We start from the raw sequence: 23329 nt of genomic DNA, 5'->3' as shown, positions 1-23329 counted from the left end.
TGCCAGACTTCAAACCCGCCACCATATTCCAAGATTATTGAACTAACTGGCATCAACGAGAGTAGCGAATGAAAATCGATCTCAGCGGAAAGACCGCGCTGGTCACGGGCTCTACTGGCGGTATCGGCTTTGCCATCGCCAAAGGTCTGGCGGGCGCAGGCGCCAAAGTCCTCATCAACGGTCGCAAGCCGGAAAAGGTTGCCGCCTCAATCAAGCGACTACAGACGGAGGTGCCGGGTGGCAAATTCGTCGCCGCCGCTGGTGACGTTTCGACAGCAGAAGGATGCGAGGCCATCATCGCCGGCAAAGGCGACATCGACATTCTCGTCAACAACGCTGCCACTTTCGAGCCTAAGGACTTTTTCGAAATTCCAGACACTGACTGGACCCATTACTTCGAGACGAACGTTCTTTCAGGCATCCGCCTCTCGCGCGCTCTGATGCCGGACATGTTGAAGCGCAACTGGGGGCGCATTGTTTTCATCTCCTCTGAATCGGCCGTACAGATTCCAAAAGAGTTCATTCACTATGGCTTCACAAAGACGGCAGAGCTGGCGATCTCACGCGGCTTGGCGGAACTGTCGGCTGGTTCGAACGTCACGGTGAATTCCGTGCTGCCCGGTCCAACCCGCTCAGACGGCGTTGAGGGCTTCCTGGAGGCGCTTGCCAAGCAGGCCGGGATAAGCGCCGACGAAATGGCGAGCAATTTCGTACAGACTCACCGCCCCTCCTCTCTCATTCAGCGCTTCGCGACGGTGGAGGAAGTGGCCAACATGGTAGTCTATGTGTGCTCGAAAGAAGCATCCGCCACCAATGGCGCTTCGTTGCGAGTTGATGGCGGCGTCGTACGCTCCATCTTGTAGGTGTCTACGATCGCGATCGGCTGACAGGCATTGAACCCTATTGGCCGATCGCCTCGATCTCAGCAGTTCCCTGACCTGCGGTCACTTCGTCGCCGACACGCCGGCCCATTAATGCTTGGGACAACGGGGACACATAGGAAAGCGACCCTTTGGCCGGGTTTGCTTCATCTTCGCCCACGATTCGATAGGTTGCTCGGCGGCCGTCGTCGCGCAGAATGGTGACGCGAGAGCCGAAATGGACAATCCCGTCCTTGGGCGGCGCGCTCTGAACCTCAGCCGAAGCGCGCCGCGCTGTCCAATAGCGCATCTCGCGCGCAATCTTTTGCAATCCAATTCTGTCGGCGGCACCTTGCGCCTGAGCATAGGCGACGCCCAGCGCTTCCAGCTCCGCCTCAATCATGGCTAGTCCTGACTCCGTCACCAAATTGCGGTGAGACGAGATCAAACGGTCGGGCAAGTCCTCACTGCCCTCACCACCATCATCGTCCCTGACAAAAGCTCGACTCAAACCTGCTCCTTCCTTGACGGTTAAATGCCCTCAGGCTCTAAGCTGGCGCACGAGACGACCACATCACGGATGGCAAGCGATGCGCCAACAGCAAGATATACTTTCAATCGCCACGCGCGGAGCGGGGCTTTACGAATTCACACTAGACGCCGCTCGGTTTGTAGCAAACAGCAGTATCTCATGCGGGCTGCTTCACGTTTTCTGTCGGCACACCTCCGCATCGCTTGTCATTCAGGAGAATGCTGACCCTGATGTCCAGCGCGATCTCACTGCCTTTTTCAAGCGGCTGGTTCCCGATGGAGATCGTCTTTTTATTCACACCTGCGAAGGGCCCGACGATATGCCCGCGCACGTAAAAGCGGCGCTGACGCAATCGACGCTAACCATACCCTTGTCACGCGGGCAAATGATGCTGGGAACATGGCAGGGGCTCTACCTTTTTGAACACCGCGCGGCCCCTCACAGCCGGCAGCTGGTTCTGCATGCCTGCGGCGAGTAAGCGCGCAATTGCAGCTCGAACGAACGCAAAAGGCTCAGCCTTCCAGCTCGCGCACAACCGTTTTGGTGATTGAAGTGATCGGCTCCTTGGTCAGATCCTTGTCAATCCAGGCAGATACCTTGGCGGCTAGACCTTCGGAAGCGACCTTGCGCATTTCTCCAAGCGCAACAGGCGGAGCAACAATCACAACCTTGTCGAAAGCCTTGTCACTTGCGTCCTTTGTGAGCTCGGCAATGATCTCCCCCACGAAGCGGTCTTCTGCTCGCTGATGGAGATCGGGAACCTCAGCAGCCGATCTGCGGGTGCCGACGGATTCGAAAGTGCGTGTTGGCTTGTCGCGGCCAAGCTCGCTGGTTTTGGGGTTGTCCTGGCCATAGGTCCGCACCGTGCTCAGCTCCGGCTCCAACGCTGTGCCCGTATTGACGAGTACAAGTCCGCGTGCACCGTCCGCAACCACAACCCAATCGCCAGTCTTCAAACGCTTCATGGCAGCACCTCGCAACCGTTGATCCTTGATGTCCAGCTGCTCAGATATGCCGGACGAACGCATTGTCAACATTGTGCGCAGTCAAATGCCGCAGCGCATCAACCGCAGTGGTAGTTGAAACCTATCGAAATGCGCTCGCTGCCACCATGATTCACCGGTACTTCGTGGCGCGGGACGCTTTCCCACAATAGAAGAGTTCCAGGTTTCGGCGCCATCTGAACGAAAATCCGGTTTTCCAAGGCGGCACGCGACTTACGAGGCGGGGTCGCCATCATCAGTGCAGGCCGTGGATTTCAAACTTAATCGCGCTCGCGACCTTGGGACAGACAGGCAAAGCGTTCCGCTTACGACGGAGTGCGGAGAAATATGCGCGGTATGGAATCCGCCAGGATCGAGCACATTGATCCCGATTGCTATCGGTCCACCGACCCCGACCAGCAGCATCGCCTGCCGCAATCATGCGTGCACTGTGCTCAAGCTCGGCTAGCAACTTACGTCCGGTTGCCGAGGCTAGTTCCTCACGGTAAATGCAGGTCACGAACAGGGAGGCGATCTTTGGCATCCGCGCGGTTTCGCGCTTAAGATGCACGCTGCACCGAGCTATCAGCGGTCTCGAACCGCCGCTTTATCACCGCTTCGGGTAGGAGGAGCCTGCCCAGGATCCCGGCCCGCGTTCACCCGCCGCAGGATTGCAGCCCAGGCGGGCCTTGTACGAAGGCCCTAACCTGCTAATCACACACGCAATACCGTGAAGGAGACGCCACATGAAACCGACAGAAGTCACGCCTGAGACCCCGGCAGAGAGCGCTGCGCGCGCTGAAGCCGCCGCGCTGATCCGCGACTATTACGCCGCGTTCAACCGGGGCGACACCGACGGGATGCTGAAGTACCTGACCGAGGATGTCATCCACGACATCAACCAGGGTGAGCGTCGCCAGGGCAAGGACAAGTTCCGCGCCTTCAATGCCCGCATGACGCACAACTACAAGGAAGAGCTGAAGGACATCGTCGTGATGGTGTCGAAAGACGCCTCGCGTGCGTCCGCAGAGTTCAACGTGCACGGCATTTATAAGAACACCGATGAAGGTCTGCCGCCTGCCAACGGACAGAAGTACGTGTTACCGGCGGGTACATTCTTCGCGATCCGCGATGGAAAAATCGCGCGCGTCACCACCTACTACAATCTGACTGACTGGCTCGCCCAGGTTGCCTGATGTCAACGAAGCCCGAAGCCAAGAATATCAGCGTTGACAGCCTCACAGGCGAGGCGATCAAGGCAGTACTGCCTGATCTGGCGCGGCTCAGGATCGTGGTATTCCGCGACTGGCCCTACCTGTACGATGGCACGCTCGCCTACGAGGAGGAGTACCTGGCCAAGTTCGCCGCTGCAAAGGGCGCGGTCTGTGTCGTCGCCCGCGATGGCGACACGATCGTCGGCGCTTCGACTGGGGCGCCGATGATTGAGCACGCTGACGAGTTCGGAGAGCCCTTCAAAAAGGCCGGCTACGACATCTCGAAGATTTTCTATTGCGGTGAAAGCGTATTGCTGACATCCCACCGCGGCTTCGGTCTCGGCCACGCGTTCTTCGATCATCGTGAGGCGCAAGCCCGCAAACTTGGTGGTTTTACGCATTCGACATTCTGCCGCGTCGTGCGCCCCCACGATCATCCGCTGAAGCCGAAAGACTACCTTCCGCTCGACGGCTTCTGGACAAAGCGAGGCTATGCACCCGTGGAAGGGCTCCTCGCCACGTACAATTGGAAGGACGTCGATCAGAACGAAGAGACGGTCCACCGTATGCAGTTCTGGATGAAAGCGCTTTAGTCGCTCGCGCCATCATCAACAATTGACACTTGCACGCACTGAAAAGACCAGGTTGCATCCGATGCCCGAAAACATAACGCTGAAAGTTGCAGCAGCCCAATATCCCATTGGCGAGCCCAAGACATTGGCAGAGTGGGAGGAGAAGATCGCCTCCTGGGTCGAAACCGGAGCGGCAACGGGTGCAACGCTTTTGATCTTCCCTGAGTATGCGGCCATCGAGCAAACGGCGGCCTTCGGTCCCGACATCTACGGCGACCTGCAGGCTACGCTGCATAAGGTTGCAGAACTGGCGGATGCCCGCGTTGCGCTCCATGTCGATCTCGCGCGCAAATTCGGCGTGCATATCCTGGTCGGTTCTGGGCCCGTGCTCAAAGCCGACGGCCGTTTTGTCAATGCGGCGCAGCTTGTCACGCCACGCGGCAGTGTCGGCGTGCAGGAAAAATTGATCATGACCCCATTCGAGCGCGACTGGGGAATTTCCGCCGGCGGTCCCGTTCGGATCTTCAAAACGTCAATCGGCATCTTCGGAATTGCTATCTGCTACGACAGCGAATTCCCACTACTCGTCAACGCCATGGCGCAGGCTGGTGCGGGCGCCGTGCTGGTGCCTTCATGTACCGAACGCATTTCCGGGTATCATCGAGTGCGCACCGGGTGCATGGCACGCGCCTTGGAAAACACCATCGCAACAATTCAGAGCCCGACCGTGGGCGATGCGCCTTGGTCTCCGGCAGTTGACTTCAATAATGGAGCAGCAGGCATCTTCGTGCCGTCCGAACATGGCGTATCGGACACCGGCGTCATCGCCGAGGGCAGACTGAATGAACCCGCCTGGGTTGCTGGTGAAATCGATATGTCCCGCCTGAAGCGCGTGCGAGAAACCGGAGAAATGCGCAACGTTCACGATTGGGCTCTGCAGCCAGGCGCGCCGGCTTCCGCCGTTTCGGTTGAACGGGTACAACTGGATTGAACCGATTGGCTCGAACGCCAAGGTGTTGTAATTCTACCGCCCCGCGGCCGCCTCTTTCCCAACCAGATGACAACTTAGGAAAACCGCGACGGATCCTGTGCCGCTCACACGTTTGAGACCCCGCCGGCAGGATCCGGTGCACTAATCGCAACGATTGGGATGCTAAATTCCGTACGCGCTGAGGGTTCAGATGTCGAAGCCTCCACTGAAAGCCGTCGCGCCCAGCGATGCTGGGCGTTCGTGGTTTGCGGATCTTGCTGCTTCATGTCTTGCACTTTTGCTGTGCACATCCGCAACCCAAGCCGCGCCGCGTCATGGGTCTGAAGCAAAAGATGCCTGGACCAGCAAGACCCAAGTCCACGAACAACCTGCAAGTTGCGAAGGGTTGAAGAAAGCGATGGACAATCGTGTCGCCGAACTCGGCAAGCTGCAGGAAGCGATCAAGAAAGACCAAAATGGTCCACCTCACAGCCTGCTGGGCGTATTCAAGAATATGACAGGACAGTCGTACACTTCAGAGGTCCTGAAGAACAAACAAGAACTTCTAGATCGCGCGCGCCGTCGTGCCGAGACTTTAAACGACCTGCTGAACTCTCAAGGTTGCGGAGCGGTCGATATCGATGATGCGCTAAAAATTCTGGCGAGCAAAAGGTCGCCACGCGACGAGGAATGAGACGACTCAGCCCAATACCGACTCCATTCCATTGACCTAAATCAATCCTTCTCCTTCATCTGATCGTCACATTCTGTCTAAGATACCGACGAAGATCAGGAAGAGTGAGGGCGATGGTCATGGACGAAACGGAGAAAACCAACGGCGCGGACCAGCCGCTAGAGACGCAGCCGCCCTCCGGATCAGGGACTATTGCGAACACTTCAGCCCCGCCGGCGGCCGAAGCAAATCCTGCTCTCGAGCCGACTATGACGCCAGCGCGCATGCGTCATGACCCCGATGCCATTCGGCATGCATTTGAATCGGGAGAATATCCCTACCATTCCCGCATGTCGGCCAAGGTCTACGAAGCGGCGATGGAAGATCTCCAAGTCGAACTTTTAAAGGCGCAGAGCTGGGTGAAGGATAGTGGCGAGCGGATCATCGTTCTGTTTGAGGGCCGAGATGCAGCGGGAAAAGGCGGCACCATTAAGCGCTTCATGGAACATCTCAATCCACGCGGCGCGCGTGTTGTTGCACTTGAAAAACCGACTGAGCGCGAGAAAACGCAGTGGTATTTCCAGCGCTATATAGAAAATCTTCCCGCCGGAGGCGAAATCGTTTTCTTTGACCGATCCTGGTACAATCGTGCCGGTGTGGAACGTGTAATGGGATTTTGCTCTCCCAATGACTATCTGGAATTCATGCGGCAATGCCCCGAGCTTGAGCGAATGCTCGTACGCACCGGTACTCGCCTGTTTAAGTACTGGTTCTCCGTCACGCGGGAAGAACAGCTGCGGCGCTTCAAATCGCGCGAGCACGATCCTCTCAAACAATGGAAGTTGTCGCCCATCGACAAAGCGTCCCTCGACAAATGGGACGACTATACGGAAGCCAAGGAAGCGATGTTCTTCTATACGGACACTGCCGACGCGCCTTGGACAATCGTGAAGTCCGACGATAAGAAGCGCGCAAGATTAGGCTGCATGCAGCACTTTCTGAGCAGCCTCAGCTATCCGAGAAAGAACTCCAAGATCGTGACCGGCCCTGATCCGCTGATCGTTGGTTCGACGAGCCACGTCATTGGGCGCGACGAGTCCATTTTGGGAAAAACGCTTCATCCCGAGAAACGTCGCGGGTCTCATAAAAGGTAACTTTGCCCGCACGGATGTGCACCATTTGCTCTGATATCTGATCACGCTCAGCGCAACTAGGGCGATCACGCCTCTTTACCGTAAATATTAACTCTGATTGCAGGGGTGCAGGCCATTTCGGCCGTACTCCCAAGTTCTTGCACGCTTCGTGCCCTGACCTCTCCGAGACCCGCACAAGTGTGCGGATTTGAGACGGCAGCGGAGCTGAACGGCACAGCCTCGCGTCGCCACAGTCAACGTGAGGCGTTTTGATATGGGTATCGGAGTTTGGAGTGACGTTTTCAATTGGCCGGTCATCGGCATTCAATCTATTCTCACTCCCGATGGACGCGTTCTGAGTTTCGGAACGAACCAGCTCGGGAAACAAGGGGGCATGCACATCTTCGATGTGTGGGATCCTGTCACCAATACGCATCTCACTCTCGAACACACGGTCCATACCGATCTGTTCTGCTCGGCGGCTATTATCGTTCCGGAAACGGGAGAAATTCTAATTGCCGGTGGCGACACAAGGCCTCTCGGCACCATCAACGGCGGCGTGGCCGACACCAATTCGTTCGACTACACCACCAATTCGCTCATGCCGTCTCCAACCGGCGATTTGTCCTACGCACGCTGGTATCCGACCGAGATCACGCTCTCCAATGGTAAGATTTTGGCGCTCGGTGGCCGAGACGGTGATCTCAAAGGCGTCGCTACGCCCGAGATCTACACACCTGGCGTAGGTTGGGACACCCTGAATGGCGCCACCACAAAGCTGTTTGCGGAAGGTTGGTTTTATCCGCAGGCTTGGCTCGCCAGCGATGGGCGCGTTGTTGCTCTGACTTATTCCCCTACGGGAAAAGCCAGCACGGTCGTCACGATTGATCCGTCTGGCGACGGGCGTATCCTCTCGACGACGGCGATGCCCTTCAAGAAATTTACGGATGCCGCCGGTGTAATGTTTGCTGAGGATAAAATCCTCACACTCGGCAACAACAACAGCACCTGGATTGTAGACATCAGCGGCGCACAGCCAAAATTCACGCAGGTAGCAGCACCGCGCGGCGGTCATTCTTGGTCAAACATGATCCTGCTCGCCGACGGCACGGTGATGGTGTCGGGCGGCAGCGCGGTCAACAATAAGCTCCAGGGCATCACGTATGAGGTCGCGCTCTGGCATCCTGACACACAGGCCTGGACGTACGGTGATTCCGCCACTGTCCCCCGCCTCTATCACTCTTCGACGCTCCTGCTGCCCGACGCAACTGTGCTATCACTCGGCGGTGGCGCACCAGGTCCCCTCACGAATCTCAATGGCGAGATCTACAGGCCCGACTATCTCTTTAACGCAGATGGCTCAGCCGCAACCCGCCCCGTAATCCTCGATGCGCCCGACAAGGTCGAGCAACGCCAGGACTTTACCGTCAGCGTTGACAATCCATCCTCGATCACAAAACTCACCCTTGTGAAGAACGGTAGCACGACGCATTCGACCAACTCCGACAGCCGGATCATCAACTTGGATTTCACCGTTGGTTCCGACGGCTTGCTCCATGTCAATCCTCCTGACAACGCAAACGTGCTGGCGCCCGGGTACTGGATGCTGTTTGCTTTCAATAACAAAGGAACGCCGTCTGTTGCTTCGATCATTAACGTCGAACCCGGCGGTGAGATGTTCGTATCTCAGGCTGATACGTTCGTGACTCTGAACGGTAGCGCGTGGTTCAACAATGCGACCAATATTTTCACCTTGACTGGCAACGCACCGAACCAGACCGGCGACGTCATGTCAAATTCGGCACTCGATCTCAGCCAGGATTTCACGATCAACGCCGGCTTCCGCTTTGGAGCTAAAGAGGCCGGAACAGGCGGCATTGCCTTCGTGCTCCAGCACGACCCCATCAAGGGCGACGCCATTGGTGGAAACGGCGCGCATCTGGGCGCCTACGGAATAACCAACGGTATTGGCATCGAGTTCGATGTGTCGAACGAGGGACAGAAGTTCCGCGACATTGGGGCAGATCATACCGGCTTCTTCGACACCGATGCGGCCCTCAACCAACGCCAGATCGGCACTGTGACCAGCCTGGGCAATATTGAAGACGGCAAATGGCACAATGTCCAAATCAGTTGGGACGCCACGACCAAAACCTTGAGCTACACGGTCGATGGGCAGGTTATGGGAACACTCCAGCGAGATCTTGCAGCACAGTATTTCGGCGGCGCAAACCATGCCTATTTCGGCTTCACGGCCGCATCCGGCGCGGTGGGCAATGCTCAGCAGGTCCGCATTTACAATAGCGACGTCGCCTACGTCGACTCCCATGTCCCCAGCCACCACAGCATGGGGTCAATGGGCACCATGACCCACACGACCTTTGATGTTGCGGAGATGGCCGACCTCATTACGCTTTCGGGCGGTGCGCGCTATGACTCCAATACAAACATTGTCATGCTCACCTCTGACGCGACCAAGCAACTCGGCGGTGCGATGAGCGACATGCAAATCGACGTGTCGCACGATTTCGCATTTGATTTCGATGTCTACCTTGGCACGCGTGCTAACGGCGGCGACGGAATGTCCTTCGTCATCCACAACGATCCGGTACAATCGCGCGCGCTCGGAGACAAGGGCAATTCTTTGGGCGCCGAAGGGATCCGTAACGGTCTCGCTCTGGAAATCGACACGTACAACAACGGCGCGCGAGCCGGTGATATCGCAGCAGACCATATGCAGCTCGTTGACACCGACGCCAAAGGGGCAGCCCGCTTCGTTACGAAACCTGGCTGGCTTGGCGAGGTCGAGGATGGCTTCTGGCACAAGATCAACGTAACCTGGGATGCCGACACCAAGACTCTGAGCTACAGTATTGACGGACGCACTGTCGGGACAATCCAGAAAGACCTCGCCACGGCATTCCTGGGCGGCTCTAACTTGGCGTACTTCGGCTTTACCGCTTCGACCGGAGGCGCAACCAATCTACAGGAAGTCCGCCTGAACGAGGTCACAGGCACGTTCGAGCCTCTTACAGTCAATCATGATGATACCACTCACATGCACGGCGCACCGGCATTCAACATGATCGGTTCGGCTGGCTACAACCGGACAGGTGGTGCTGTTCAGCTCACACCCGACAAAGCCAAGCAAGCGGGCGGCATCATGTCAGAATCCCGCATCGATATTACGCACGATTTCGACATCAAGTTCGACGTGTTCTTGGGCAACAAGGACTGGTTCGGCTCTGACGGCATCGCTTTTGTTCTGCACAATGACGCCCGCGGTAGCGATGCAATCGGCAACGGCGGTGCCAATTTTGGTGCCGGCGGTATCAAGAACGGTCTTGCCATCGAGTTCGACACTTATAACAACGGAGCTCTGTTCGGCGACATCGGGGCTGATCACACCAACTTCTTTGATACCGACGCAGCCTTGGCTCAGCGTGGGATCACCGCTGCACACAATCTTGGCAATATCGAAGATGGCCGCTGGCACGCGGTAGAAATGAGTTGGAATGCAACGACGCATACCCTGTCCTACACCTTCGACGGTGCTGCAGCCGGCACGCTCACCGAGGACATCGCAGCGGCCTATTTCGGTTCATCAAACCTCGTCCACTTCGGGGTCACGGGTGCGACCGGCGGACTGTCAAATCTGCAGCAGGTTCGATTTGCTTCGGTGGACGCGATCCTGGTCTAAGCACCCTGATCCTGCCTAAACTACAAGATGCCCTGACTCATAAGGGTGCGCCGGAAGAAAACCGGCGCACCCTTATTGTATGATGACCCCATCTAGGCATGGCCCTTCGCGGCCCCAATAGAAGGCTGTTTGTTGCCCATGCGGCAACCTTCGCCAATTGACACCCCCTGGCTGCCTCTTATGGTGCCGGAAACTCACCTGTAATCGTCAGCGGAAGGACACCTGCCGGATGGCCACGACACGCACGCCCGCCAAGCACTTCGCTCCCCTCGCCATCGGTGCTCCAGAGCCCTATCGCCAACTCCCGGTGCGGCTGGAACGGATGATCCATTTCATCCCGCCTCACAATGAAAAAATCCGTGCCAAGCTCAAGGACACTATCAAGCAGGTCGATGTCGTCCTCGGCAATCTTGAGGATGCTATCGCTGTCGGCGAGAAGGAGGCGGCGCGCAAGGGCTTTATCTCCATGGCGCAAGAATTCGACTTTGGCTCGACCGGGCTATGGACGCGCATCAATTGTCTGAACTCGCCATGGATGCTCGACGATGTGACCGAGATCGTCGCCAATGCCGGCGATAAGGTCGACGTGATCATGCTGCCCAAGGTCGAAGGCCCCTGGGATATCCACTATCTCGATCAGCTGCTGGCCCAGCTGGAGGCCAAACACAAGATCTCGCGGCCCATTCTCATCCACGCCATTCTCGAGACCGCAGAAGGCGTCAATAACGTGGAGGCGATTGCAGCCGCTTCTCCGCGAATGCACGGCATGAGCCTTGGACCTGCAGATCTTGCAGCGTCGCGCGGCATGAAAACCACGCGCGTCGGTGGCGGGCATCCAGGCTACGGCGTACTGGCCGATCCCGGCGAAGACAAAGCTGCACCACGCACGTTCTATCAGCAGGACTTGTGGCACTACACCGTCGGCAAGATGGTCGATGCCTGCCTCGCCTACGGCCTCAAGCCTTTCTACGGCCCGTTCGGAGATTTCGCCGACAGCGCCGCTTGCGAAGCACAGTTCCGCAACGCGTTCCTGCAAGGCTGCCTTGGAGCATGGTCACTTCATCCCTCGCAGATCGAGATCGCCAAGCGCGTGTTCTCACCCGACGCGAGCGAAGTGCTGTTTGCGAAGCGCATCCTTGAAGCTATGCCCGACGGCACCGGTGCTGTGATGATCGACGGCAAAATGCAAGACGATGCCACCTGGAAACAGGCCAAAGTCATCGTCGATCTCGCCAAGATCGTTGCGTCGAAAGATCCCGAGCGCGCAGCGCAGTACGGTCTGTGAGACTGCGCAGTAAAGCGCGACGAGCCCAACAAATAAATGCGGGTGGCGAGAAACCTCTCGCCACCCGCATTTCGCAACTGAAATAGGGCGACTGCAACGAAAGGATCGTCAGGCAGCTTCACCCTTGAGCCGCGACAGCACGCGCTCGCGATCCATCAGCACAAGAAGCAGCTTGAGCTCCGGCCCTTGGTCGCTGCCTGTCAACGCGAGGCGCAAGGGGTGAAAGAGCGCGCGGCCTTTCGCTCCTGTCGCGGCTTTGATGGCGTTCGTCCAAAGCCCCCACGTATCATGCGTCCACGGTTCGGCCGGCAAGACCTCTGCGGCGCGCGAGAGAAACGTGGCGTCCTCTATGACCGGAGAGATTTCGCCTGCCACGACCTGCCACCAGCCTTTAGCGTCCGCCAGGACCGTGACGTTGCCGCGTACTGCATCCCAGAATGCTTCACCACCTGTGATGCCCATGGCTTCAAGCCTCTCGGCGACATCCTCATAGGGCAGCTTGTGAAGCAGTTTGGCGTTAAGCCCCTTCAACTCCTCAAGGTCGAAGCGCCCTGGCGCCGTTGAGATCTTGCCCAAGTCGAGATTTTCAGCGAGTTCATCGCGCGTGCGGATCGGCTCGATCGCATCCGAGGAGCCAACCAGCGCCGCATGACTGAGAACCGCCATGGGCTCCAAACCTGCGTCGCGAAAACTCTGCACCGAGAGCGCGCCCAAGCGCTTCGACAACGCATTGCCGTCAGCGCCGATAAGAAGACTGTGGTGACCGAAGGCGGGTGGGGAACTATCGAGCGCTTCGAAGATGGTCATTTGCACGCCGGTATTGGTGACATGATCCTCGCCGCGAATGACATGCGTAATTCCAAAGGCGATGTCATCCACCACGCTAGTGAACGTATAGAGGTAGCTGCCATCGGCGCGTATGAGAACGGGATCGGACAAAGAGCCGACATCGACAATCTGATCGCCCCGAATGAGATCGTTCCAATTGACGATCGTCGGCTGGGGCAACAACCCCTGGCCTGCTGCCGTATTGGGCAATCGAAAGCGCCAATGCGGTTTGCGGCCCTCGGCTTCGAGTGCGGCACGCTCTTCCTGAGACAAGCGCAGGCCGGTGCGGTCGTAGATTGGCGGCTTGCCCAGCGCACGCTGACGGTTGCGCTTGCGGCTGAGTTCGTCCTCGGTCTCGTAACACGGGTAAAGAAACCCTCGAGCTCTCAGCTGATCGGCCGCCGCATCGTAGAACGCCGTGCGGTCCGACTGCCGCTCCTCCACGCCCCAAGTCAGGCCTAGCCACGTCAGATCGTCGCGAATGCCTTGGGCGAATTCCGCCGTCGAGCGCTCGAGATCCGTGTCGTCAAGGCGCAGAATGAACTGACCGCCGTGCTTGCGCGCATACAGCCAATTCAGTGTGGCGGTGCGCACGTTGCCGATGTGAAGACGGCCTGTGGGGCTCGGCGCGAAGCGAAGAATAGGTTTCATATGTTGCTCGGTCTTGGCGATTTCGGCGGCACCCTAAAGGGGTTTGGGATGCGAGGAAACTGGGTCACGCTGAGCCCGACCCTCATCCTTCGCCGCCGCCATCGGCGGAGGGTTGTACCAAATGTCTCTTCTCTGCCGCCGCGGCCGCCTTTGATGGCCCCTCTTCCAGCGTCTCACGAAACCTGTTCGTGATCGGATAGCGGCGATCCCTGCCAAAGTTGCGCGATGAAATCTTCACACCTGGCGCGGCTTGCCGACGCTTGTATTCGGCCAGATTGAGAAGGCGTTCCACCTTGCGCACCGTCTCAGGATCGTGCCCGCGGGCCACCACGTCGCGCAGCGGCATCTCCTGCTCGATAAGGCAGCGCAAAATGTCGTCGAGTTGCTCGTACGGCGGCAGACTGTCCTGATCGGTCTGATTGGCGCGCAACTCCGCCGTCGGCGCCTTGGTGATGATCCGCTCCGGTATCACTATGCCTGACGGTCCCAGCCCACCTGCCGGGACATGCGCATTTCGCCAGCGTGCGAGGGCATAGACCTCCAGCTTGTAAAGATCCTTGATCGGATTGTAGCCGCCGTTCATGTCGCCATAGAGCGTCGCATAACCCACCGACATTTCGCTCTTATTGCCGGTGGTGACGACCATGTCGCCAAACTTGTTTGAGATCGCCATCAGGATCGTCCCACGCACGCGGCTTTGCAGGTTTTCCTCCGTGACGCCCGGTTCCTTTCCCTCAAACAGATCTTTCAAACTCCAGGTGAGCGCAGCGACGGCGGGCTCGATGGCCACCTTGTCGTAACGGATCCCAAGCGCCTTGGCGCAACCGGCCGCATCAGTGAGGCTCTCGTCGGAGGTGAACTTGGATGGCAGCATGACCGCGTGCACCTTGTCCGGCCCCAACGCATCGACGGCAATTGCCGCGACAAGGGCGCTGTCGATACCGCCCGAAAGCCCAAGTACCACACCGGGAAAGCCGTTCTTTCCGACGTAATCGCGTAGTCCGATCATGCAGGCATGGTACGCAGAGGCGACCCCTTCGGCGATCGCAACTACCTCGCCACGCGCGCAGCGCCATCCCTCGCTCGATTTGGTCCAATGGGTCAGCGCGATCTCCTCCCGCCATGCGGGCATCTGCACCGCAAGGCTGCGGTCGGCGTTGAGCACGAACGATGCCCCGTCAAACACCAGTTCGTCCTGGCCGCCCACCTGATTGACATAAGCAAGCGGCAGACGGCTCTCCGTCACGCGCGCAACCGCCACGTTCATGCGGATGTCGGGCTTCGGCCAGTCGAATGGCGAGCCATTGGGAGAGATGAGAAATTCCGCTCCGGTTTCGGCAAGCGTCTCGACGACTTCCTCGCCCCAGATGTCCTCGCAGATGGGAACGCCGATACGCACGCCACGCACATTGATCGGTCCCGGCATCGGACCTTGCACGAACACGCGCTTCTCGTCGAACACGCCATAGTTCGGCAAATCGAACTTGAGACGCACGGCTGCGACTTTGCCGCCATCCAGAAGCGCGACGGCGTTATACAGTTTGCCATCCTCGCGCCAGATCGTCCCGATAAGCACCGCCGGGCCATCGGCCACGTCCGAGGCCAGTTTCTCCAGCGCCATGCGCGTCGCGTCTTGAAAGGCAGGCTTGAGAACAAGGTCTTCAGGAGGGTAGCCGTTGAGAAAAAGCTCAGGGAAGACGATTAGGTCCGCCCCGAGCGATTTGGCTTTGGCATGGGCATCGAGCGCCTTTCGGGCGTTGCCGGAGATGTCCCCGACGACGGGATTGAGCTGCGCAAGCGCGATCTTCAGCGAATGGACGGCGGACTGTGTCATGGCGCTGTTCTAAGGAGCGCGCCGTAACTCGTCTACGTGTCGTTTTCAGCCCGCCGGTGAATTTCAGCTTACCTGGCAATCAGGTTGGCCGAGCCGTCACGTCCTACCGGGCGACCATGACAGAGCAATGCGCGCGGCTGGCGATGTCGGCGGCAACCGAGCCCAAAACCAACCGCGACAGCCCCTGCTTGTCGCCCGTGCCGGTGACGATGATGTCGTACTTGCCGTCTTCGGCGTACATCACGACACCGGTTGCAGCCTCACGACTGCGCAAAAGCGACCATTTCACGTCCTTCACGCCGGCCTTTTCTGCGGCTGCGGCGGCAGTCTTGAGAAGGGCCTCAACCTCGGCATCGGGCTTTGCCGAGATAAGCGGGCCGCGGCCACTACCCATGACAACATTAACCGAACAAATCGTCAGCCCTGCACCGAGCTTGGCCGCCATTTCGGCGGCCATATCCAGGGCCCGATGCGAGTGATCGGTGCCATCGATCGCGCAGAGAATTCTGTGTCCCATTGTATCCTCCCAAGATTTAAACATTCTTGAGAGGAACAGTGCGCAGACCAACTCCGACCAGCCTTGTTCTAGGTCAAGAACCGGACTGCCGAATTGTCGCAGTTTGCGTAATCTTCAGGCAATCAGCGTTTTCGGCTCGGCGCGCGGCTCGTTGTTGCGTTCCTTTTTGAGCTGCTCGGCTACTAAGAAGGCAAGCTCCAGCGCCTGGTCGGCGTTGAGACGCGGGTCACAATGGGTGTGGTAGCGGTCCGAAAGATCCTGTTCGGAAATTGCCGTCGCACCGCCCGTGCACTCGGTAACGTTTTGGCCCGTCATCTCGACGTGAATGCCGCCCGCGTGGGTACCTTCCGCACGATGAACCTCGAAGAACGACAGGCTCTCGCGCAGGATGCGATCGAATGGCCGTGTCTTGTATCCGGTCACGGCTGAAATCGTATTGCCGTGCATGGGATCGCACGACCATACGACCGACTTGCCGGCCTTCTGGACAGCACGGATCAGCTTGGGCAGATGCGCCTCGACCTTGTCGTGTCCGAACCTGCAGATCAGCGTCAACCGCCCAGGCTCGTTCGACGGATTGAGAATGTCGATCAAACGCAGCAGGCCGTCGGTTTCCAGCGAAGGACCGCACTTAAGGCCGATCGGGTTCTTGATGCCGCGCGCATACTCCACATGCGCATGATCGGGCTGACGTGTACGGTCGCCAATCCAGATCATGTGGCCGGAGGTGGCGTACCAATCGCCGCTGGTGGAATCCTTGCGCGTCAACGCCTGCTCGTAGCCCAGCAATAACGCCTCATGGCTTGTATAGAAGCTAGTGGCGCGCAGCTGCGGCGTATTCAACGACGTGATCCCGCACGCACGCATGAAGCTCAGGGTCTCTTCGATGCGCGCCGCCAATTCCTCGTAGCGGTGCCCTTGAGGGCTATCCTTGACGAAGCCCATGTTCCACTGGTGCACGCGCTCCAAATCGGCATAGCCGCCATTTGCAAACGCGCGGATCAGGTTAAGCGTTGCCGCAGACTGGCGGTAAGCCTCAAGCTGGCGCTGCGGATCGGGAATGCGCGCCTGAGACGTGAACTCAGCGCCGTTGATGATGTCCCCGCGGTAGCTTGGGAGTTCCACGCCGTCCTTCTTCTCGACGGACGACGAGCGCGGCTTGGCGAACTGCCCGGCGATGCGGCCGACCTTTACGACAGGCTGGCCGCCAGCGTAAGTCAAAACGACCGCCATCTGCAGGAATACGCGGAAGAAGTCGCGGATATTGTCGGCGCGATGCTCAAGGAAGCTCTCGGCGCAGTCTCCGCCTTGCAGAAGGAAGCCCTGGCCGTTCGCGATGTCGCCAAGCTGGCGCTTTAGATCGCGGGCTTCGCCTGCAAAGACCAGCGGAGGAAAGGTTGCAAGCTTGGCCTCTACGTCCGCCAGCACCTGGGCGTCCGGATAGTCCGGCACCTGCACGATGGGAAGCTGTCTCCAGCTCGCCGGCGACCATTTCTCACCAGTCTTGAGGCCTGCCATAGTTCTCAAACTCCAATCAACGCAGCCCCGGCCCGGGTCCGCTATGGGCAAATCTTGCATCTTGAGCGGGGCTTATAAGAGATTACTCCTGCGGGCGCCAGCACCGCAATGCATATGAGTTGCAACAGCAAAATCCGCCACCACTCGCACCACGGTCATATGGCTCGTCACAGTTTTAGAGTCCGGCCGCCATGCCGCCATCAACGAGCAGATCCGAACCGGTGCAGTAGAGGCTGTCATCGGAAGCAAAAAACACCGCCGCTCCGGTCAAGTCCTCAGGATTACCGAGCCTTCCCATGGGCGTCTTGTTGATCAGGAAATTACGAGCCTGCGGCAGCCGCAACATGCGGTCGGTAATGGCGGTCTCGATGTATCCGGGCGAAATGGCGTTAACGCGAACCTTGAACGGCGCGTACTCTACCGCGAGCCCTTTCGTCAAAGCCGTGACCGCACCTTTGGTTGCCGTGTAGGCGGCGAGTGGCCGCAAGCCACGGTTCGCCATAATCGACGAGATGTTGATGATGGAGCCGGCTGGCGACTTGCGCAGGACCGCGAGCGCATCGCGCGACAGCCGCAGCACGCCGTCGATATTCACCTCGCGCAATGTCGTCCATTCCGCGTCGGTCAGATTGCGCACCTCGCCACGCACCAGAATGCCCGCGTTGTTGACGAGCACGTCGGCGCGGCCTTGCTCGGTATCGATACGACGCACCAGAGCGTTGACGTCCTGTCCCTTGGAAACGTCAACGACCATCGACTCCGCCTTGCCGCCAGCAGATCTGATGCGGGCGACTGTCTCTGCTGCCGTTTCACCATTAATGTCGGTAACGTAGACGAAAGCGCCTTCTCGCGCGAAGCGTTCGGCGATGGCTGCGCCTATCCCGATGCCCGCCCCCGTTACAACTGCAATTTTTCCGGCAAGTCTGCTCATCATACGTTTCCTGCGAAATCTCTCGTGGGCTGTCCTAGGGCGACGAGCCCCCCAGCGCAAGCAGACAAGTCAACCCGCCATGGCGATCAGCCAGCCACAGACTTCGCAGGCACCCATTTGTCGCGCATTGTAACCAATTCTTCCGAGGCGCTTGGATGAAGTGCCATGGTCCGGTCGAAATCGGCTTTGGTGGCGCCCATGTTCATGGCGATGGCCGCCATCTGCACGATCTCAGCCGCATCCGGCCCCAGCACGTGCAGGCCCACAACCTCCAGCGTCTTGGCATCCACAACGAGCTTCATCAGAGTTCGCTGATCGCGTCCGGCCAAGATGTTGCGCATCGGCCGAAAGCTCGACTTGTAGATATCGACGGCGTTAAGCTTGGTCCGAGCCTGGGTTTCCGACAACCCGACAGTCCCTATTTCCGGCGTTGTGAAAACGCCGGTCGGAATATTCTCGTAATGGACATTCCAGCCCTTCGGACCAAACACGCGGTCTGCGAAAGCATGTCCTTCGCGGATCGCCACGGGTGTGAGATTGACACGGTCAGTCACATCGCCGACCGCGTAGATCGACGGCACGGACGACGCCGCTTCGTCGTTGACCTCGATGGCGCCCGACGCCGACAACACGACACCGACATCCTCAAGGCCAAGTCCTGCGGTGTTGGGCGCGCGGCCCGTTGCCATCATCACCTGGGCAACTTCGATTTGCATTCCATTGCTCAACGTCGCTCGTCGCAAGTTATCGGGACCAGGCTCGACTTTGGCGATGGTGGCGTTCGTTACAATTTCAATGCCGCGCTTGTGGAAGATCTCGGTCAGACCATCGCGCAAATCTTCGTCGAAGCCGCGCAAGATTTTTCCGCCGCGGTAGACCAGCGTGACCTTGGACCCCAGTCCGGCAAATATGCTTGCGAACTCCACAGCTATGTAGCCGCCTCCCGCAATCATCACGCTCGCAGGTAGTTGTTCCAGGTGGAACGCTTCGTTCGAAGTGATGACGTGTTCTGCCCCCTTAAGGCTGCGATCCACGAATGGGCGTCCACCTGTGGCTATCAAAATTTTGCCGGCCATGATCGTTTCGCCTGAGTGCACGAGGCGAACAGTGTTGGCACCGGCAACCACCGCGCGCTCCGCAAACACCTCGACGCCGCTACGATCGAGTACGCCGCGATAAATTCCTTCCAACCGCCCGATCTCCAGATCCTTGGCCGAAATCAGTCGCGCCCAATCGAACCGAGGTTCCCCGCAGTTCCAACCGAAGCCTGCCGAATCCTCAAAGTCTTCGCGAAACCGGCTGGCATATACGAGGAGCTTCTTGGGCACGCATCCGCGGATCACGCACGTCCCACCAAAGCGATCCTCCTCGGCGATGGCGACCCGCGCACCATGACCGGCCGCGATGCGTGCGGCCCTGACCCCGCCGGAGCCTGCACCGATCACGAACAGGTCATAGCTTCGGCTCATCGCCCCTCCAATGTCGACAATCCGCTCATCGGCACAGCTCTATTTCTTGGCTTTGGCGGCCGCATCTACAGCGTCCTGCTGGAGCCGCTGGCTGTATTTCATGCCGATCTTTGCGCCCTTCTCCATCAAACCCGGCATCGCGGCGACGAACTTGGCCCCTGTGCCCGAGCGATAAAACTGCGCAACTTCCTTCATCTCGGCCGCGGTGAAATTCTCAGCGTAGAGCACCGCAAAATCGTTCATCATCTCGTCTTTGTAGCCGAGAAACTTCTGCATCAACGCATCGAACTCGGCCGACATTTTTTTGCCCTTCTCGCTCTCATCGGCCTTAGCGCCTTGGGCAAATCCCTGGCTCATGGCTGCAATCATGCCGTCGAGCTGTTTGGTAACGCCCATGGCTTCCATGAGATCGCGTGCAGCCGCAGTGCGTTCCGCCATTTCGGCACTGCCCACTGCCGCCGGCTGCTCCTGCGCGCAAACAGCGCCATTCGCAGCGAGTACAAAGCCGGCGAACAACGTTGCCAAGAGACCAAACGCGTATTTATGCAGCGCCATGACTACATCTCCTCTTCGAAGTCCAACTCGGCATTCGTAATCACCGTGACGCCTTCCGGAGTACCTACGATGCCGAGATCGGCAAGGCCGAGAAACAATCCACTCTCGACAACACCGGGAATGAGTTTCAAGGCGTCGTCCAGCGTCTCGGGATCGGTGATCTCACCAAATGAGCAATCCAGAATGTAGTTACCGTTATCTGTGACGAAAGGCGTGTCCTGCGCCGTCATCCGCAGGTTGATCTTGCCCGAACAGCCAGCATCCGCAGCGAGACTTGCCACGAGGTTGCGTGTCGCCGTCAAGCCGAATGGCACGACCTCGATCGGAAGCGGGAAGCGGCCCAGCGTTTCGACCATCTTGGAGTTGTCAGCGATGATCACAAGACGCGCCGACGACGCCGCAACGATCTTTTCGCGCAACAAAGCACCACCGCCGCCCTTAATCAGACGCAAGGCTTCGTCCATCTCGTCGGCGCCATCGACTGTCATGTCGAGGTAAGGCGTGTCGTCGAGCGTGGAAAGCGGAATGCCAAGAGCTTCCGCCTGCTGGCGCGTTGCCTCCGACGTCGGCACACACAGAACGTCAAAGCCACCCGCCTTCACCTTCTCGCCCAGCATATCGACGAAGATCTTCGCCGTTGAGCCGGTGCCAAGTCCGAGCTTCATGCCCGATGTGACGAGTTCGAGGGCTTGGGCCGCCGCCTGCCGCTTGAGATCTTCCGTGCTCACGAGAGCCTTCCTAGCCTTGGCCAGCGCATGCGCCGGATCGATGCAGTGTGATGATGCTCCGCAGCGTGTAACCGCTCAGAGCCCGCCTATGAGGGTGTATTTCATTTCAACGAATTCTTCCACGCCGTGATGCGAGCCTTCGCGGCCAAGACCGCTTTCCTTTACACCGCCGAAGGGAGCGACTTCTGTCGATGTCAGACCTTCGTTAATCCCGACAATACCGAAGTCCAACGCATCGCTCATGTGGAAGGTGCGAGCGAGATCGCGCGTGAAAACGTAGGCCGCTAAGCCGAAAGGCGTAGAGTTAGCAAGCTCGACGGCCTCCTCCTCGCTCTCAAAGCGCGTTATCCCGGCGACCGGGCCAAACGTTTCTTCGTTCCACATGCGCATGGAACGATCAATTCCGGTCACGACGGTCGGCTCGAAGAAGGTTCCGCCGAGCATATGGCGCTTGCCGCCTTCGACAATGTTCGCGCCCTTGGACGTGGCATCGGCAAGATGTGCCTCCACCTTCTCGATCGCGTCGGCGTTGATGAGCGGGCCCTGAGAGACGCCCGACTCTGTGCCGACGCCGACCTTGAGCTTGCCAACCTCGGCAACTAGGGCGTTGACAAAGGTGTCGAACACGCCCGCCTGCACCAGGATGCGGTTCGCACACACGCACGTCTGACCAGCATTGCGGAATTTCGACGCCATGGCGCCCGCGACCGCCTTGGCGATGTCAGCATCGTCAAACACAATGAGCGGTGCGTTGCCGCCTAACTCCAACCCAACCTTCTTCACAGTGCCCGCAGCTTGCGCCGTGAGGATCTTGCCGACTTCAGTCGAGCCGGTGAACGTGATCATGCGAACGCGCGGATCTGTGCTCAGCACCTCTCCAACCGCACGAGGATGCTTACAAGTCAGAACATTGAACACTCCTTTGGGCACACCCGCTTTTTCGGCGAGCGCAGCCAGAGCCAGGGCACACAGCGGGGTATCTTCCGCAGGCTTCACGACGATTGTGCATCCGGCAGCGAGGGCCGGCGTCACTTTCCGGGTGATCATGGCGACAGGAAAATTCCACGGAGTGATGGCCGCGACCACGCCCACTGGGTGCTTCGTCACCATGACGCGCGCATCCGGCTTATGCGTCGGAATCATCTCGCCATAAATGCGTTTGGCCTGCTCGGCATTGAACTCGACAAAGCCTGCACCGTAAACGACCTCTCCCTTGGCCTCGGTGAGCGGCTTGCCTTGCTCCTTGGTGAGCAACAACGCCAACTCATCAGCATGGTCGAGGATCAGCTCATACCAGCGCCGCAGGATCGCGGCGCGCTCCTTGGCGAGCATTTTCGACCACGGCATGAAAGCCCGATGCGCTGCGCCGATCGCAACCCGCGCATCTTCCGCGCCAAGATCGGGAACGCGCGCGATCTCCTCGCCCGTCGCCTTGTCAACAACCGCAAAACCCGGCGCGCCGATCCATGCGCCGTCGATGTAGGCCTGCGACTTCAACAGCGTGATGACTTTCTTATCCATGCCTGCGACGAACTTTCTTGAGGCTTGAGCAATCCTTGAAGCGCGTGCATCGGCACACGCAGGGACACATCTAAGCCTCCGGCCTGTGCCATGCAAGACAGGCCCTGGAAAGCCGGCCCGCATTAGCCTATAGGGGCGTCGCAGCACGCAAAGGAGTTAACGCTAAGATGCAAGGCTGGACGCTCGTATTCGATCTCGACGGCACACTAGTTGACACCGCGCCAGACCTTGCGGCGGCCACCAATCACATTCTGGAGCGCTTCGACCTGCCCGCGGTCGATGAAAAGGAAATTCTCTACTTCGTCGGCCATGGCGCGCTCGCCATGATCCGCGGTGCACTCGCCGCTCACGGGCGCAGCGTGCCCGACGATGAACTGCGAGATCTGTTCGAGGTGTTCCTCAAGTATTATGCGGCGAACATCGCCGTAAAAAGCCGTCCCTATCCCGGCATCATCACGGCGCTTGAGGCGTTCTCGGCGCAAGGCGCCCGGCTTGCGGTATGTACGAACAAAATTGAATCGCACTCACGCCTGCTCCTCGACGCGCTCGACATGACGCGGCATTTCTCTGCCTTGACCGGGCGCGATACTCTGGAAGCATGCAAGCCTGATCCGCGCCATCTCACCGGCACCATCGATCTTGCGCACGGCGATGCCCGCCGCGCCATCATGATCGGTGACAGCGAAACCGACATCGCGACCGCAAAGGCGGCGCGCGTGCCGGTCGTTGCCGTTGATTTCGGATACAGCGTGGAGCCGGTTCAGCGATTCTCGCCCGACGTCATCATCTCGCACTATGACGAACTCGCGGGCGCAATCGCAAATCTGCAGGCGCGCCACGCAATTTGAGCGCGTC

General features: G+C 58.8%; 21 protein-coding genes. 10 read left to right on the top strand and 11 right to left on the bottom strand.

Annotated elements, in window-relative coordinates:
• Positions 1-68 precede the first annotated feature (68 nt).
• The gene (locus R3D51_14925) at positions 69-863 is read left to right on the top strand and encodes an SDR family oxidoreductase (GenBank protein MEZ5900776.1); all 795 of its coding nucleotides are present in this window, start codon (positions 69-71) and stop codon (positions 861-863) included.
• A gap of 37 nt (positions 864-900) precedes the next feature.
• On the opposite strand, the gene greA is transcribed toward R3D51_14925, so the two are convergent.
• On the bottom strand, positions 901-1371 hold the full coding sequence (gene greA / locus R3D51_14920) for a transcription elongation factor GreA (protein ID MEZ5900775.1): 471 nt from the start codon (positions 1369-1371) through the stop codon (positions 901-903).
• Positions 1372-1450: 79 nt separating this feature from the next.
• Between greA and R3D51_14915 the strand changes: the two genes are divergently transcribed.
• Positions 1451-1870, top strand: coding sequence for a secondary thiamine-phosphate synthase enzyme YjbQ (locus tag R3D51_14915; protein MEZ5900774.1), 420 nt, complete (start codon positions 1451-1453; stop codon positions 1868-1870).
• A 34-nt stretch (positions 1871-1904) separates the two neighbouring features.
• Here the strand turns inward: R3D51_14915 and R3D51_14910 are convergent, their stop codons facing one another.
• Complete coding sequence (locus tag R3D51_14910; GenBank protein MEZ5900773.1) at positions 1905-2357, bottom strand: host attachment family protein; 453 nt, start codon at positions 2355-2357, stop codon at positions 1905-1907.
• Between the two features lie 764 nt (positions 2358-3121).
• On the opposite strand from R3D51_14910, the gene R3D51_14905 reads away from it, so the two are divergent.
• The 7 genes from R3D51_14905 (at position 3122) to R3D51_14875 (ending at position 11922) form a co-directional block, all read left to right on the top strand.
• Positions 3122-3571: a ketosteroid isomerase-related protein gene (locus R3D51_14905; GenBank protein MEZ5900772.1), complete on the top strand. Its 450-nt coding sequence runs from the start codon at positions 3122-3124 to the stop codon at positions 3569-3571.
• Positions 3571-4182: a GNAT family N-acetyltransferase gene (locus R3D51_14900; protein ID MEZ5900771.1), complete on the top strand. Its 612-nt coding sequence runs from the start codon at positions 3571-3573 to the stop codon at positions 4180-4182. Before R3D51_14905 ends, R3D51_14900 begins: the two co-directional genes overlap by 1 nt.
• 61 nt (positions 4183-4243) lie before the next feature.
• Positions 4244-5152, top strand: a complete 909-nt coding sequence (locus tag R3D51_14895) for a carbon-nitrogen hydrolase family protein (GenBank protein ID MEZ5900770.1) — start codon at positions 4244-4246, stop codon at positions 5150-5152.
• Between the two features lie 190 nt (positions 5153-5342).
• The gene (locus R3D51_14890) at positions 5343-5825 is read left to right on the top strand and encodes a hypothetical protein (GenBank protein ID MEZ5900769.1); all 483 of its coding nucleotides are present in this window, start codon (positions 5343-5345) and stop codon (positions 5823-5825) included.
• Positions 5826-5944: 119 nt separating this feature from the next.
• Positions 5945-6958: a polyphosphate kinase 2 gene (ppk2, locus tag R3D51_14885; protein ID MEZ5900768.1), complete on the top strand. Its 1014-nt coding sequence runs from the start codon at positions 5945-5947 to the stop codon at positions 6956-6958.
• A 253-nt stretch (positions 6959-7211) separates the two neighbouring features.
• Positions 7212-10637: a DUF1929 domain-containing protein gene (locus R3D51_14880; GenBank protein ID MEZ5900767.1), complete on the top strand. Its 3426-nt coding sequence runs from the start codon at positions 7212-7214 to the stop codon at positions 10635-10637.
• Between the two features lie 229 nt (positions 10638-10866).
• Positions 10867-11922, top strand: a complete 1056-nt coding sequence (locus R3D51_14875) for a CoA ester lyase (GenBank protein ID MEZ5900766.1) — start codon at positions 10867-10869, stop codon at positions 11920-11922.
• Positions 11923-12030: 108 nt separating this feature from the next.
• Here the strand turns inward: R3D51_14875 and gltX are convergent, their stop codons facing one another.
• The 9 genes from gltX to R3D51_14830 form a co-directional block, all read right to left on the bottom strand.
• Positions 12031-13401, bottom strand: a complete 1371-nt coding sequence (gene gltX / locus R3D51_14870; GenBank protein ID MEZ5900765.1) for a glutamate--tRNA ligase — start codon at positions 13399-13401, stop codon at positions 12031-12033.
• 82 nt (positions 13402-13483) lie between these two features.
• Entirely contained in the window at positions 13484-15235 is a 1752-nt protein-coding gene (locus R3D51_14865; protein ID MEZ5900764.1) for an NAD+ synthase, read from the bottom strand.
• 103 nt (positions 15236-15338) lie between these two features.
• The gene (locus R3D51_14860) at positions 15339-15752 is read right to left on the bottom strand and encodes a universal stress protein (protein ID MEZ5900763.1); all 414 of its coding nucleotides are present in this window, start codon (positions 15750-15752) and stop codon (positions 15339-15341) included.
• Between the two features lie 114 nt (positions 15753-15866).
• The gene (locus R3D51_14855; GenBank protein ID MEZ5900762.1) at positions 15867-17270 is read right to left on the bottom strand and encodes a 3-deoxy-7-phosphoheptulonate synthase class II; all 1404 of its coding nucleotides are present in this window, start codon (positions 17268-17270) and stop codon (positions 15867-15869) included.
• A 175-nt stretch (positions 17271-17445) separates the two neighbouring features.
• Positions 17446-18201: a glucose 1-dehydrogenase gene (locus R3D51_14850; protein MEZ5900761.1), complete on the bottom strand. Its 756-nt coding sequence runs from the start codon at positions 18199-18201 to the stop codon at positions 17446-17448.
• Positions 18202-18287: 86 nt separating this feature from the next.
• Positions 18288-19670: a glutathione-disulfide reductase gene (gor, locus tag R3D51_14845; protein MEZ5900760.1), complete on the bottom strand. Its 1383-nt coding sequence runs from the start codon at positions 19668-19670 to the stop codon at positions 18288-18290.
• Positions 19671-19709: 39 nt separating this feature from the next.
• Positions 19710-20225 carry a DUF2059 domain-containing protein gene (locus tag R3D51_14840; protein MEZ5900759.1) on the bottom strand — a complete coding sequence of 172 codons (516 nt, stop codon included), beginning with the start codon at positions 20223-20225 and terminating at the stop codon, positions 19710-19712.
• 2 nt (positions 20226-20227) lie between these two features.
• Entirely contained in the window at positions 20228-20953 is a 726-nt protein-coding gene (rpiA, locus tag R3D51_14835) for a ribose-5-phosphate isomerase RpiA (protein ID MEZ5900758.1), read from the bottom strand.
• Between the two features lie 75 nt (positions 20954-21028).
• Entirely contained in the window at positions 21029-22474 is a 1446-nt protein-coding gene (locus R3D51_14830) for an NAD-dependent succinate-semialdehyde dehydrogenase (GenBank protein ID MEZ5900757.1), read from the bottom strand.
• Positions 22475-22641: 167 nt separating this feature from the next.
• On the opposite strand from R3D51_14830, the gene R3D51_14825 reads away from it, so the two are divergent.
• The gene (locus tag R3D51_14825; GenBank protein ID MEZ5900756.1) at positions 22642-23322 is read left to right on the top strand and encodes an HAD family hydrolase; all 681 of its coding nucleotides are present in this window, start codon (positions 22642-22644) and stop codon (positions 23320-23322) included.
• Positions 23323-23329 lie beyond the last annotated feature (7 nt).

Source organism: Hyphomicrobiaceae bacterium, from assembly GCA_041397645.1.
Taxonomy (GTDB): Bacteria; Pseudomonadota; Alphaproteobacteria; order Rhizobiales; family Hyphomicrobiaceae; genus Hyphomicrobium_B.
This window is presented reverse-complemented; position numbering and strand designations above follow the sequence as displayed.

What these genes read in the sequence shown, in the direction of transcription:
- R3D51_14925 (MEZ5900776.1), top strand. Translation starts at nt 69, where the DNA reads ATGAAAATCGATCTCAGCGGAAAGACCGCGCTGGTCACGGGCTCTACT.
- R3D51_14915 (MEZ5900774.1), top strand. Translation starts at nt 1,451, where the DNA reads ATGCGCCAACAGCAAGATATACTTTCAATCGCCACGCGCGGAGCGGGG.
- R3D51_14910 (MEZ5900773.1), bottom strand. Translation starts at nt 2,357, where the DNA reads ATGAAGCGTTTGAAGACTGGCGATTGGGTTGTGGTTGCGGACGGTGCA.
- R3D51_14905 (MEZ5900772.1), top strand. Translation starts at nt 3,122, where the DNA reads ATGAAACCGACAGAAGTCACGCCTGAGACCCCGGCAGAGAGCGCTGCG.
- R3D51_14900 (MEZ5900771.1), top strand. Translation starts at nt 3,571, where the DNA reads ATGTCAACGAAGCCCGAAGCCAAGAATATCAGCGTTGACAGCCTCACA.
- R3D51_14895 (MEZ5900770.1), top strand. Translation starts at nt 4,244, where the DNA reads ATGCCCGAAAACATAACGCTGAAAGTTGCAGCAGCCCAATATCCCATT.
- R3D51_14890 (MEZ5900769.1), top strand. Translation starts at nt 5,343, where the DNA reads ATGTCGAAGCCTCCACTGAAAGCCGTCGCGCCCAGCGATGCTGGGCGT.
- ppk2 (MEZ5900768.1), top strand. Translation starts at nt 5,945, where the DNA reads ATGGACGAAACGGAGAAAACCAACGGCGCGGACCAGCCGCTAGAGACG.
- R3D51_14880 (MEZ5900767.1), top strand. Translation starts at nt 7,212, where the DNA reads ATGGGTATCGGAGTTTGGAGTGACGTTTTCAATTGGCCGGTCATCGGC.
- R3D51_14875 (MEZ5900766.1), top strand. Translation starts at nt 10,867, where the DNA reads ATGGCCACGACACGCACGCCCGCCAAGCACTTCGCTCCCCTCGCCATC.
- gltX (MEZ5900765.1), bottom strand. Translation starts at nt 13,401, where the DNA reads ATGAAACCTATTCTTCGCTTCGCGCCGAGCCCCACAGGCCGTCTTCAC.
- R3D51_14865 (MEZ5900764.1), bottom strand. Translation starts at nt 15,235, where the DNA reads ATGACACAGTCCGCCGTCCATTCGCTGAAGATCGCGCTTGCGCAGCTC.
- R3D51_14860 (MEZ5900763.1), bottom strand. Translation starts at nt 15,752, where the DNA reads ATGGGACACAGAATTCTCTGCGCGATCGATGGCACCGATCACTCGCAT.
- R3D51_14855 (MEZ5900762.1), bottom strand. Translation starts at nt 17,270, where the DNA reads ATGGCAGGCCTCAAGACTGGTGAGAAATGGTCGCCGGCGAGCTGGAGA.
- R3D51_14850 (MEZ5900761.1), bottom strand. Translation starts at nt 18,201, where the DNA reads ATGAGCAGACTTGCCGGAAAAATTGCAGTTGTAACGGGGGCGGGCATC.
- gor (MEZ5900760.1), bottom strand. Translation starts at nt 19,670, where the DNA reads ATGAGCCGAAGCTATGACCTGTTCGTGATCGGTGCAGGCTCCGGCGGG.
- R3D51_14840 (MEZ5900759.1), bottom strand. Translation starts at nt 20,225, where the DNA reads ATGGCGCTGCATAAATACGCGTTTGGTCTCTTGGCAACGTTGTTCGCC.
- R3D51_14830 (MEZ5900757.1), bottom strand. Translation starts at nt 22,474, where the DNA reads ATGGATAAGAAAGTCATCACGCTGTTGAAGTCGCAGGCCTACATCGAC.
- R3D51_14825 (MEZ5900756.1), top strand. Translation starts at nt 22,642, where the DNA reads ATGCAAGGCTGGACGCTCGTATTCGATCTCGACGGCACACTAGTTGAC.